The organism is Staphylococcus sp. GDX8P114P-2 (genome assembly GCF_017892945.1).
In the GTDB taxonomy this organism is placed as follows: Bacteria; Bacillota; Bacilli; order Staphylococcales; family Staphylococcaceae; genus Staphylococcus; species Staphylococcus arlettae.
The window spans coordinates 59002-70568 of record NZ_JAESMB010000013.1 but is presented as its reverse complement, the minus strand read 5'-3'; the positions used below and the strand labels follow the sequence as shown (position 1 = coordinate 70568).

Genomic DNA, 11567 nt, shown 5'->3' with positions numbered 1-11567 from the left:
AATCAATTGATTTATGCCCCAAATTTTATTGTGCCTTGAAAGAGAAAGTGAGGTAATAAATATGGAAGTAAAGAGTGCATATATCCATATACCTTTTTGTGTAAAGATTTGTACTTATTGTGACTTTAATAAATACTTTATACAAAACCAACCAGTGGACCAGTATTTGGATTGCTTAATTAAAGAGATGTCTACGAGCAAACAACGACAATTGAAAACGATGTTTGTAGGTGGCGGTACACCAACAGCATTAAATGTAAAACAATTAGAGAGATTACTAATTGCTATCAACGAAACATTTGATATTGAAACAGAATATAGTTTCGAAGCAAATCCAGATGAATTGACAATGGAAAAACTGCAGTTATTAAAAAAATATGGTGTGAACCGACTGTCGATGGGTGTACAAACTTTCAACCCTGATTTATTAGCAATATTAGGACGAACACATGGTACAGAAGACATATATCAAGCAGTACGTAATGCACGAGAAATTGGTATTGAATCTATAAGCTTGGATTTAATGTATCATTTACCTCAACAAACATTGGCTGACTTCCAAGAAAGTTTAGATTTAGCACTTAATTTGGATATAGATCATATCTCAAGTTATGGACTAATATTAGAACCCAAAACACAGTTTTATAACATGTATCGTAAAGGCAAACTAAAGTTACCGAATGAAGATATAGGTGAAGAAATGTATACGCACTTAATTCAACGCATGAAACATTCTGATTTACAGCAGTATGAACTTTCTAATTTCGGAAAACAAGGACATGAGTCTGAACATAATAAAGTATATTGGAAAAATGAAGGCTATTATGGATTCGGTGCAGGTGCCAGTGGGTACGTAGATGGAGAACGTTATACTAATGTGAATCCAGTTAATCACTATATTAAAAAAATAGAAAATAATGAACGCCCTTTATTACATTCTTCGTGGCCAACTAAAACAGAACAAATGGAAGAAGAAATGTTTCTTGGTTTAAGGATGAACAAAGGCGTTAATAAATTTCATTTTAAACATAAATTTGACGTTGAAATAGATGAAATTTTTGGTCAAACGTTAACTTCATTGGTTGACCAACAACTTTTATCATATTATGACGGTAACTATGCACTGACAGAGCGGGGCAAAGTGATTGGCAATGAGGTTTTTGAAGCCTTTTTATTGAACGTGTAAAATTATAAAAATTTTCAAGGCTTTAACATTGACTTACTTTGACCAATTTGATAAATTATAATTAGCACTTGAAACAAATGAGTGCTAATGAGGTGAAAACATGATAACTCATAGACAATTGAGCATATTAAATGCCATTGTTGAAGATTATGTCGATTTAGATCAACCTATTGGCTCTAAAGCTTTAATAGAGCGACATAATTTGAATGTAAGCCCAGCTACTATTAGAAATGAGATGAAACAATTAGAATCTCTAAACCTAATAGAGAAGACTCATACATCATCAGGTAGATCACCGTCAGAATTAGGGTTTAGATATTATGTGAATCAATTATTAGAACAAACATCTCATCAACAACACAAAAAAGTCCAACGGTTGAGAGGACTACTTATTGACCATCAATATGATATTTCGTCAGCTTTACATGCTTTTGCTAATGAACTGTCGATGGCTTCTCAATATACAACGTTGGTAATGCGTCCAAATCATAAGCAAGATATTATTAGTAATATTCACCTTATTCAAGCAAATGATTATTTAATTATAATGGTTGTAGTGTTTGCGTCAGGTCATGTTGAACATTTGCATTTAACATCAGCTAAACGTATTAGTAATGATGAATTAAACAAAATTTCTAATTTTGTTACTGACAAATATAATGCGTGGTCATCTTTACAATTTGAGCAAGAACTTAATTCGTTTACACAGTCTGTCAGTGAGCAAGACTTTATTAAAACGATGTTTGAGACGCTACAATTACATTTCGATAATCAAAGTAATGGCATTTTTATGGGTGGAAAGGTTAAACTGATTGATGCATTGAATGAATCAAATGTCTCATCAATTCAACCAATATTACAATATATTGAATCAAATAAAATCACTGAATTGCTCGATGACATGTCTAATTCATCTATAAATGTAATGATTGGGCATGAAATTGATACAAGTTTAAGTGATATATCTATCGTATCTAGTGAATACCATATAGATGATAGGTTGAAAGGTCGAATAGCAGTAATTGGACCTACTGCGATGAATTATCAAAATGTGATACAATTACTAAATCGTATTTGGTAATTTAAAGTATTGGAGGGCAGGAAATGACAGAACAAAATGAATCAGTAAGCAAAGAAACAGATGCACAAGACATTTCGTCAGAAACTACTGACACAACACAAACATCTGTTGATTCTGCTGAAGAAGTAAACAACGAAACAAACACAACATCTCAAGAAGATGTTGCAACAGAAGAGGACGTAAGTGAAGAAGTTGATCCTAAAGATGTTGAAATTGAAAACTTAAAAAAAGATGTAAAAGAAAACGAAGATAAGTATCTACGTTTGTATGCAGAGTTCGAAAATTACAAACGTCGTATACAAAAAGAAAATCAAACAATGAAAGAATATCAAGCTCAAGGAGTATTAAATGATATTCTACCAACCATTGATAATATTGAGCGTGCTTTACAAATCGAAGGAGAAGACGAGCAATTTGTTTCACTTAAAAAGGGTGTACAAATGGTTTATGATAGCTTGTTGAAAGCACTTAATGATAATGGTTTAGAAAGAATTGAAACAGAAGGCCAACAATTTGATCCAAATTTCCATCAAGCAGTAATGCAAGATGAAAATAGTGAGTTTGAATCTGGCCAAATCACCCAAGAACTACAGGCAGGATACAAATTGAAGGATCGTGTTTTGAGACCTTCAATGGTTAAAGTAAATCAATAAATTTATTTTTTGATGAAAATACCCAATTTTAATTAACAAACAGGAGGAATTTTGATATGAGTAAAGTAATTGGTATTGACTTAGGTACAACAAATTCATGTGTTGCTATTTTAGAAGGTGATGAGCCTAAAGTAATTCAAAACCCAGAAGGTGCTAGAACAACACCATCAGTTGTTGCATTTAAAAATGGTGAAACTCAAGTAGGTGAAGTTGCTAAACGTCAAGCAATCACTAACCCTAACACTATTCAATCAATCAAACGTCATATGGGTACAGATTATAAAGTGGATATAGAAGGTAAAAATTATACTCCACAAGAAATTTCAGCTATGGTACTACAAAACCTTAAAAAAACAGCTGAAGACTATTTAGGTGAATCAGTAGATAAAGCAGTTGTAACTGTTCCAGCATATTTCAATGATGCTGAACGTCAAGCTACAAAAGATGCTGGTAAAATTGCTGGCTTAGAAGTTGAACGTATTATTAACGAACCAACTGCAGCAGCTCTAGCTTACGGTTTAGATAAAACTGAAGAAGACCAAAAAGTATTAGTCTTTGACTTAGGTGGCGGTACTTTCGACGTGTCAATTCTTGAATTAGGTGACGGCGTATTTGAAGTACTATCAACATCTGGTGATAATAAACTTGGTGGCGATGACTTTGACCAAGTTATCATTGATTATTTAGTTAGTGAATTCAAAAAAGAAAATGGTGTTGACTTAAGCCAAGATAAAATGGCGTTACAACGTCTAAAAGATGCAGCTGAAAAAGCGAAAAAAGATTTATCTGGTGTATCTCAAACTCAAATTTCATTACCATTTATCTCTGCAGGAGAAAGCGGTCCTTTACACTTAGAAATCAGCCTATCACGTTCAAAATTTGAAGAACTAGCTGATGACTTAATTAAACGTACAATGGTACCAACTCGTCAAGCTATGAAAGATGCTGGTTTATCTAGCTCAGATATTGATGAAGTTATTTTAGTTGGTGGTAGTACTAGAATCCCAGCTGTTCAAGAAGCTATTAAAAAAGAAATTAGCAAAGACCCTCATAAAGGTGTTAACCCTGATGAAGTTGTAGCTATGGGTGCTTCAATTCAAGGTGGCGTTATCACTGGTGATGTTAAAGACGTAGTATTACTTGATGTTACACCATTATCATTAGGTATCGAAATTATGGGTGGACGTATGAATACGTTAATTGAACGTAATACTACAATTCCAACATCTAAATCACAAGTTTATTCTACAGCAGCTGATAACCAACCAGCAGTAGATATTCATGTATTACAAGGTGAACGTCCAATGGCATCTGATAACAAAACACTTGGCAGATTCCAATTAACAGATATTCCACCAGCTCCTCGTGGAGTACCTCAAATCGAAGTAACATTTGATATCGATAAAAATGGTATCGTTAATGTAACTGCAAAAGATTTAGGTACTAATAAAGAGCAAAACATTACTATTCAATCAAGCAACACTTTATCTGATGACGAAATCGATCGCATGGTTAAAGATGCTGAAGAAAATGCTGAAGCAGACGAAAAACGTCGTGAAGAAAGTGATTTACGTAACGAAGCTGACAGCTTAGTTTTCCAAGTTGAAAAAACAATCACTGATTTAGGCGAAAATGTGAGCGAAGAAGATAAATCAAATGCTGAAGAGAAAAAAGAAGCATTAAAATCAGCACTTGAAGGTTCAGATTTAGATGATATTAAAGCGAAAAAAGAAGAGCTAGAAAAAGTAGTTCAAGATTTATCAGCAAAAGTATATCAACAAGCACAAGAACAAGCGCAACAAGCTCAAGGTGAGCAAGGTCAAGCGCAAGATGACAATGTAGAAGATGCTGATTTTACAGAAGTTAATGACGACGATAAACAAAAATAATCACTTTACTTCTAACTAGCAACATTGTTAAATTAATATAAGACACAATTGCTTAGCCAAAGTAAGTCAAAGTCAATTGCACATTGGCTTTGACTTTTCTTTTTTTCAAGTACTATAATTATGAAATTAATATAGAAGGAGAGATTCACAGTGGCCAAAAGAGATTATTATGAAGTCTTAGGTGTAAGTAAAAGTGCATCAAAAGATGAAATTAAAAAGGCTTACCGTAAACTTTCAAAAAAGTATCATCCAGATATTAACCAGGAAGAAGGTTCAGATGAAAAATTCAAAGAAATCTCTGAAGCTTATGAAGTGTTAAGTGATGAAAATAAACGTGCTAATTACGATCAATTCGGTCATAACGGTCCACAAGGTGGTTTCGGTGGTCAAGGATTTGGCGGCCAAGACTTCAGTGGATTCGGTGGTGGCGGATTCGAAGACATATTCAGTTCTTTCTTCGGAGGAGGACGCCAACGTGATCCAAATGCACCACGCAAAGGTGACGATTTACAATACACTATGACTGTCACATTTGATGAAGCAGTTTTTGGTACTGAAAAAGAAATCTCTATCAGAAAAGATGTTACTTGTCATACTTGTGATGGTGAAGGTGCTAAACCTGGCACATCTAAAAAAACATGTCATTACTGTAATGGTGCTGGCCATGTTTCAGTAGAACAAAACACAATTTTAGGTAGAGTAAGAACTGAAAAAGCTTGTCCTTCATGTAATGGTTCTGGTCAAGAATTTGAAGAACCTTGTGAAACATGTCATGGTAAAGGAACTGAAAATAAAACAGTTAAAATTAAAGTTACTGTACCAGAAGGTGTAGACAATGAACAACAAATTCGTTTAGCTGGTGAAGGTGCACCTGGCGAAAACGGTGGCCCACATGGTGATCTATACGTTGTATTTAGAGTGAAACCATCAAATACATTTGAACGTATGGGTGACGACGTAGCTTATAACTTAGACATTTCATTTTCACAAGCAGCTTTAGGTGACGAAATTAAAATTCCAACGCTTAATAGTAGTGTAATGTTAACAGTCCCTGCAGGAACACAAACTGGTAAACAATTCCGCTTAAAAGATAAAGGTATTAAGAATGTACACGGTTATGGCTACGGCGATTTATTTGTTAATGTTAACGTCGTTACACCAACTAAAATTAACGAACGTCAAAAAGAAATTTTACGTGAATTTGCTGAGTTAAACGGAGAAGAATTATCTGAACAACCATCAAACTTTAAAGATAAAGCTAAACGTTTCTTCAAAGGAGAATAAATAATGAACTGGACAGAAGTTTCAATTACAGTTAATCATGATGTCACAGCGTTGGTGAGTGATATACTAGAAAATTACGGTTCCAATGGGGTTGTACTGGAAGATTCTCACGATTTAAATCATGATTTCGAAGATAAATATGGAGAAATATATGATTTAAAAGCTGAAGCATATCCTGAACAGGGCGTCAGAATAAAAGCGTATTTTAATGACCTGAAATATTCTCCTACGTTAAAAGACAATATAGTGAATGATATCCAACTGTTACAAGGATTGGATAGCCAAGTTTTCAAATATGAAGAACAAAGTATTCAAGAACAAGATTGGGAAAATGAGTGGAAAAATTATTTTCATCCTTTTCGTGCTTCTAAACGCTTCACTATTGTGCCAAGTTGGGAAGAATATAACCAAGAAGACGATTCAGAGCTATGCATTGAATTAGATCCTGGTATGGCATTTGGAACTGGGGATCATCCCACTACAAACATGTGCTTAAAAGCAATTGAAACATATGTAAAGCCAACGGATTCTGTAATTGATGTTGGTACAGGTTCAGGTATATTAAGTATTGCGAGTCATTTGCTAGGAGTGCAGCGCATTAAAGCTATCGATTTAGATGAAATGGCAGTACGGGTAGCCGTAGATAATTTCGAAAAAAATAATTGTGCGCATGCGATAGAAGCAATACCAGGTAATTTGCTAACTGAAGAAACTGAAAAATTTGATATAGTTATTGCCAATATATTAGCGCACATAATTGATGAAATGATTGAAGATGCTTATAATACGTTAAATAATCAGGGTTATTTTATAACTTCTGGTATAATAGAAGAAAAATATGAAGCTATAATAGAACATATGAAACGCGTTGGTTTTAAAATCATTTCAGTAAACCATGATAACAGCTGGGTTTGTATCGTGGGGCAGAAAGTGAGCGATTAAATATGCAAAGGTACTTTATTAACCAAAACGCTGATTCAGATCAGCGTTTTTTTATTACAAATAACGAAGATATTCATCATATTAAAAATGTAATGCGTAATCATGTCGATAATGAATTAATTTTAAATTTCTTAGATCAACGAGTATTCAAATGTAAAATAACGGCAATTTCACAAGATGCCATAGAGGTTGAACCGATACAAGAATTAGAAATTTCTACAGAATTGCCACAAAATATTACGATATGTAGTGGTTTAATTAAAGCAGACAAGTACGAATGGATGTTGCAAAAAGCAACAGAATTAGGTGCAAGTAAATTTATTGCGGCCGAAATGGATCGTTCAATTGTCAAACTGAATCAAAGCAAAATAACTAAAAAAATAGAGCGTTGGCAAAAGATTATAAAAGAAGCTGCAGAACAAAGTTATCGACTAACTATCCCTAGTATTGATTATATTTCGAATTTAAAAACATTATATGATAACATAGATGGATACGATTATATATTAATTGCATATGAAGATGCAGCAAAAGATGGTGAAATTAGTCAATTCAAATCAGTGTTGCAACAACTAACACAAGGCGAAAATATACTTGTGATATTTGGACCTGAAGGTGGATTATCGGCAGATGAGGTAACTCTATTTGCTTCAGTGGGGAAGCAAATTGGGCTAGGACCTCGTATTTTACGGGCAGAAACAGCACCACTTTATGTGTTAAGTGCAGTTAGTTATCAAAATGAATTATTGGGGTGATATTTATGTCTACAGTTGCTTTTCATACTTTAGGTTGTAAAGTAAACCATTATGAGACTGAAGCAATTTGGCAATTATTTAAAGAGGCAGAATATGAAAGAGTTGATTTTGAAACGAATGCTGATGTATTCGTGATTAATACATGTACTGTGACAAACACAGGTGATAAAAAAAGTCGACAAGTTATCCGTAGAGCTATTAGACAAAATCCAGACGCAGTTGTTTGCGTTACGGGTTGTTATGCTCAAACATCACCGGCTGAAATCATGGATATCCCAGGTGTTGACGTTGTTGTAGGCACTCAAGATAGAACTAAATTAATTGGCTATATAGAAGACTATAAAAAAGAACGTCAACCCATTAATGGTGTCGGCAATATTATGAAAAATCGCACGTACGAAGAGTTAGAAGTACCGTACTTTACCGATCGAACACGTGCATCTTTAAAAATCCAAGAAGGCTGTAATAATTTCTGTACATTTTGTATTATCCCTTGGGCTAGAGGATTAATGCGTTCTAGAGACCCAGAGAAAGTTATCGAACAAGCTACACAATTAGTAGAATCAGGTTATAAAGAAATTGTGTTAACAGGTATTCATACAGGTGGTTATGGACAAGATTTAAAAAATTATAATTTAGCTCAATTATTACGTGATTTAGAAGAAATTGATAATTTAGAACGTATTAGAATTTCATCAATTGAAGCCAGCCAATTAACAGATGAAGTGATTCAAGTAATAGCTGCATCAACTAAAGTAGTTAGACATCTACATATTCCATTGCAATCTGGGTCAGATAGTGTCTTAAAACGTATGCGTCGTAAGTATACAATGGCACATTTTTCAGAACGCTTAACTCGTTTGCATGAAGCGTTACCAGGTTTAGCTGTTACAAGTGATGTTATAGTTGGCTTCCCTGGTGAAACTGAAGAAGAGTTTCAAGAAACGTACGACTTTATAGTAGACCATCATTTTTCAGAATTACACGTCTTTCCATATTCATCAAGAATAGGAACACCTGCAGCTAGAATGGACGACCAAATTGATGAGCAAGTTAAAAATGAGCGTGTGCATCGTTTGATTAGTTTGAGTGATCAACTTGCCAAAGCATACGCTTCACAATTTGATCAAGACGTTCTAGAAGTCATCCCTGAAGAGCAAGGTGATCAACCTGGCACACTAGTAGGATATGCAGATAACTATATGAAAGTTCAATTTAGTGCAGATGAAGATTTAATAGGTCAATTAGTTAAAGTTAAAATCACTAAAGCTGATTATCCTATTAATGAAGGACAAGTGTTACGTGTGATTTCTCATGCTTCTAATCAAACTGAACATACAATAGTAACTTAAATTATGTCTGCTTAAATTACAGCGTGAAATCTGGATATTTATACACTTTTTAGTTAGTTGGAATTATTTACTTTTAAAATTACCAACTCGAAAATCGGACATCAAATTTGTATATTACTGCGTTTAAGGCTAGCTAAATACGATAGTGAATAGGATCTTAAGCGGTGTGTAATATGAATCTTTAAATTGAAATTTTACTGATTGACCAAAGAACTCAGATATATTATACTAATTTATACATAGTAATTTACTGTGTATATGATAATAAAGTTTCGTTGATATTTGGAGGGAGGGAAATACACATGTCTAAAACAGTAGTCCGTAAAAACGAATCACTTGAAGATGCGTTACGTCGATTCAAACGTACGGTTTCTAAAAGCGGTACAATTCAAGAAGTACGTAAACGTGAATTTTACGAAAAACCAAGCGTTAAACGTAAAAAGAAATCAGAAGCTGCACGTAAACGTAAATTCAAATAATTAATAATTTCGTTGACTCCCTCAACAATATTAATTATATATAAAACCTTAGCTGAACTAACAGCTAAGGTTTTTTTGTTCTTGAAAAAATAAGCTACGTATCAATGAAGCTACATTATAAATTTAATATTTAAATCGATTTTGTAATTTTAACATCGATATTAGTTAAACTATATTAATAGCTATCTGTTTATTGTATAATTAGAGGTGAGAGTGAGGTGAAATCGTGGAGTTATTATCAAATATACATATGCAAAATGTGCTAAATATGATTCAAGGTGAAAGTTGGTTGATGAATTTAGCGGATTTTATTGTAAATCCAATAATTACGCTAATATTGACGAGTATTATCTTTTTAGGTTTCTTGTATCAATTATACTCTAAAAAAATTAATATCATCGGTATTATTTCAACTTTAGCATTACTCATATTCTTTTTAGGTTTTTTAGTGAAAGGCGACGTTAATGTTGTGTCGATTATTTTATTCGGCATTGGCGTTATTTTTGTCATTATTGAATTATTTGTCGTCGGAGCAGTAATTGGCTTGATTGGAATGGGGTTAATTATATTCAGCATTATCACATTAGGTGATAATTTAATTTTTATGATTGGTAATGTAGTTATTGCACTAATTTTATCAATTATTGAGTGGGTGATATTAGTGAAAATATTCAAACGCAATATTCCATTTTTAGATAAAGTCGTATTAAAAGATTCAACAAATACTGAATCAGGTTATACTTCCCATGATGATCGCTCTCATTTAGTTGGTAAAACGGCCACTACTTTAACGGACCTAAGACCAGCTGGTATTATTTCTTATGGCACTGAACGTATCGACGCTGTCTCAGATGGCTCGTTTATTTTACGAAATAAAGAAGTCACAATCTTGGAAGTAGAAGGTACAAGAGTTGTCGTAAGAGAAATTTAAAATAAAAAGGAGATTCAATATGATAGGTTTATTAATTATAGTCGTTATAGTTGTTATTGCCTTACTATTATTATTTTCTTTCGTTCCTGTAGGCCTATGGATTTCTGCTATCGCAGCAGGCGTAAAAGTCGGTATAGGTACACTTGTAGGAATGAGATTGAGAAGAGTATCACCACGTAAGGTTATCGCTCCATTAATTAAAGCACATAAAGCAGGTTTAAATCTTACGACGAATCAACTAGAGTCACACTATTTAGCAGGTGGTAATGTAGATCGAGTTGTAGATGCTAATATTGCTGCGCAAAGAGCAGATATTAATTTACCATTTGAACGTGGCGCTGCTATTGATTTAGCAGGACGTGATGTACTTGAAGCAGTACAAATGTCTGTAAATCCAAAAGTTATTGAAACACCATTTATTGCAGGTGTTGCTATGAATGGTATCGAAGTTAAAGCGAAAGCTAGAATTACAGTTCGTGCCAATATCGCACGTTTAGTTGGTGGTGCTGGTGAAGAAACAATCATCGCTCGTGTCGGTGAGGGTATTGTTTCGACAATTGGTTCTAGTGAACACCATACAGAAGTATTAGAAAATCCAGATAACATTTCCAAAACTGTATTAAGTAAAGGTTTAGATTCTGGTACTGCATTTGAAATTTTATCGATTGATATTGCTGATGTAGATATTAGCAAGAATATTGGTGCAGATCTACAAACTGAACAAGCACTTGCTGATAAAAATATTGCGCAAGCAAAAGCTGAAGAACGTAGAGCTATGGCTGTTGCCCAAGAGCAAGAAATGAAAGCCAAAGTACAAGAAATGCGTTCTAAAGTTGTTGAAGCAGAAGCAGAAGTACCATTAGCTATGGCTGAAGCATTACGTTCAGGAAATATTGGCGTTGGTGATTACTATAACTTAAAAAATGTAGAAGCTGATACAGGCATGCGTAATGCCATTAATAAGAGAACTAAAAAAGATGAAGATGAATCACCGGAAAAATAATTAGGGGTGATT

11 protein-coding genes are annotated in these 11567 nt (G+C 33.8%); all 11 read left to right on the top strand.

The genetic code is table 11. The annotated features are described in order from the left end of the window. Positions 1-61: 61 nt before the first annotated feature. The 11 genes from hemW (at position 62) to floA (ending at position 11555) form a co-directional block, all read left to right on the top strand. Positions 62-1186 carry a radical SAM family heme chaperone HemW gene (gene hemW / locus KA845_RS06960; RefSeq protein ID WP_021459917.1) on the top strand — a complete coding sequence of 375 codons (1125 nt, stop codon included), beginning with the start codon at positions 62-64 and terminating at the stop codon, positions 1184-1186. 100 nt (positions 1187-1286) lie between these two features. Then, entirely contained in the window at positions 1287-2267 is a 981-nt protein-coding gene (gene hrcA, locus KA845_RS06955) for a heat-inducible transcriptional repressor HrcA (protein WP_002510496.1), read from the top strand. Between the two features lie 23 nt (positions 2268-2290). After that, positions 2291-2920 (top strand): nucleotide exchange factor GrpE, encoded by a 630-nt coding sequence (gene grpE, locus KA845_RS06950; protein ID WP_021459918.1) that lies wholly within the window; start codon positions 2291-2293, stop codon positions 2918-2920. 56 nt (positions 2921-2976) lie between these two features. Beyond that, on the top strand, positions 2977-4809 hold the full coding sequence (gene dnaK / locus KA845_RS06945; RefSeq protein ID WP_002510498.1) for a molecular chaperone DnaK: 1833 nt from the start codon (positions 2977-2979) through the stop codon (positions 4807-4809). A 150-nt stretch (positions 4810-4959) separates the two neighbouring features. Further along, positions 4960-6093, top strand: a complete 1134-nt coding sequence (gene dnaJ / locus KA845_RS06940; RefSeq protein WP_002510499.1) for a molecular chaperone DnaJ — start codon at positions 4960-4962, stop codon at positions 6091-6093. A 3-nt stretch (positions 6094-6096) separates the two neighbouring features. Continuing rightward, entirely contained in the window at positions 6097-7035 is a 939-nt protein-coding gene (prmA, locus tag KA845_RS06935; protein ID WP_103387860.1) for a 50S ribosomal protein L11 methyltransferase, read from the top strand. Positions 7036-7037: 2 nt separating this feature from the next. Continuing rightward, positions 7038-7790 carry a 16S rRNA (uracil(1498)-N(3))-methyltransferase gene (locus tag KA845_RS06930; protein WP_002510501.1) on the top strand — a complete coding sequence of 251 codons (753 nt, stop codon included), beginning with the start codon at positions 7038-7040 and terminating at the stop codon, positions 7788-7790. A gap of 5 nt (positions 7791-7795) precedes the next feature. After that, complete coding sequence (gene mtaB, locus KA845_RS06925; RefSeq protein ID WP_002510502.1) at positions 7796-9142, top strand: tRNA (N(6)-L-threonylcarbamoyladenosine(37)-C(2))-methylthiotransferase MtaB; 1347 nt, start codon at positions 7796-7798, stop codon at positions 9140-9142. Positions 9143-9444: 302 nt separating this feature from the next. Next, complete coding sequence (gene rpsU / locus KA845_RS06920) at positions 9445-9621, top strand: 30S ribosomal protein S21 (protein WP_002510503.1); 177 nt, start codon at positions 9445-9447, stop codon at positions 9619-9621. 250 nt (positions 9622-9871) lie between these two features. Continuing rightward, entirely contained in the window at positions 9872-10552 is a 681-nt protein-coding gene (locus KA845_RS06915) for an NfeD family protein (protein WP_031266853.1), read from the top strand. A 19-nt stretch (positions 10553-10571) separates the two neighbouring features. Continuing rightward, positions 10572-11555 (top strand): flotillin-like protein FloA, encoded by a 984-nt coding sequence (gene floA, locus KA845_RS06910; protein ID WP_002510505.1) that lies wholly within the window; start codon positions 10572-10574, stop codon positions 11553-11555. The last annotated feature ends 12 nt before the right edge of the window (positions 11556-11567 follow it).

Excerpts from the sequence above, each read along its gene's own strand:
- hemW (WP_021459917.1), top strand. The coding sequence starts at position 62 with ATGGAAGTAAAGAGTGCATATATCCATATACCTTTTTGTGTAAAGATT.
- hrcA (WP_002510496.1), top strand. The coding sequence starts at position 1,287 with ATGATAACTCATAGACAATTGAGCATATTAAATGCCATTGTTGAAGAT.
- KA845_RS06915 (WP_031266853.1), top strand. The coding sequence starts at position 9,872 with ATGCAAAATGTGCTAAATATGATTCAAGGTGAAAGTTGGTTGATGAAT.
- grpE (WP_021459918.1), top strand. The coding sequence starts at position 2,291 with ATGACAGAACAAAATGAATCAGTAAGCAAAGAAACAGATGCACAAGAC.
- prmA (WP_103387860.1), top strand. The coding sequence starts at position 6,097 with ATGAACTGGACAGAAGTTTCAATTACAGTTAATCATGATGTCACAGCG.
- floA (WP_002510505.1), top strand. The coding sequence starts at position 10,572 with ATGATAGGTTTATTAATTATAGTCGTTATAGTTGTTATTGCCTTACTA.
- KA845_RS06930 (WP_002510501.1), top strand. The coding sequence starts at position 7,038 with ATGCAAAGGTACTTTATTAACCAAAACGCTGATTCAGATCAGCGTTTT.
- mtaB (WP_002510502.1), top strand. The coding sequence starts at position 7,796 with ATGTCTACAGTTGCTTTTCATACTTTAGGTTGTAAAGTAAACCATTAT.
- rpsU (WP_002510503.1), top strand. The coding sequence starts at position 9,445 with ATGTCTAAAACAGTAGTCCGTAAAAACGAATCACTTGAAGATGCGTTA.
- dnaK (WP_002510498.1), top strand. The coding sequence starts at position 2,977 with ATGAGTAAAGTAATTGGTATTGACTTAGGTACAACAAATTCATGTGTT.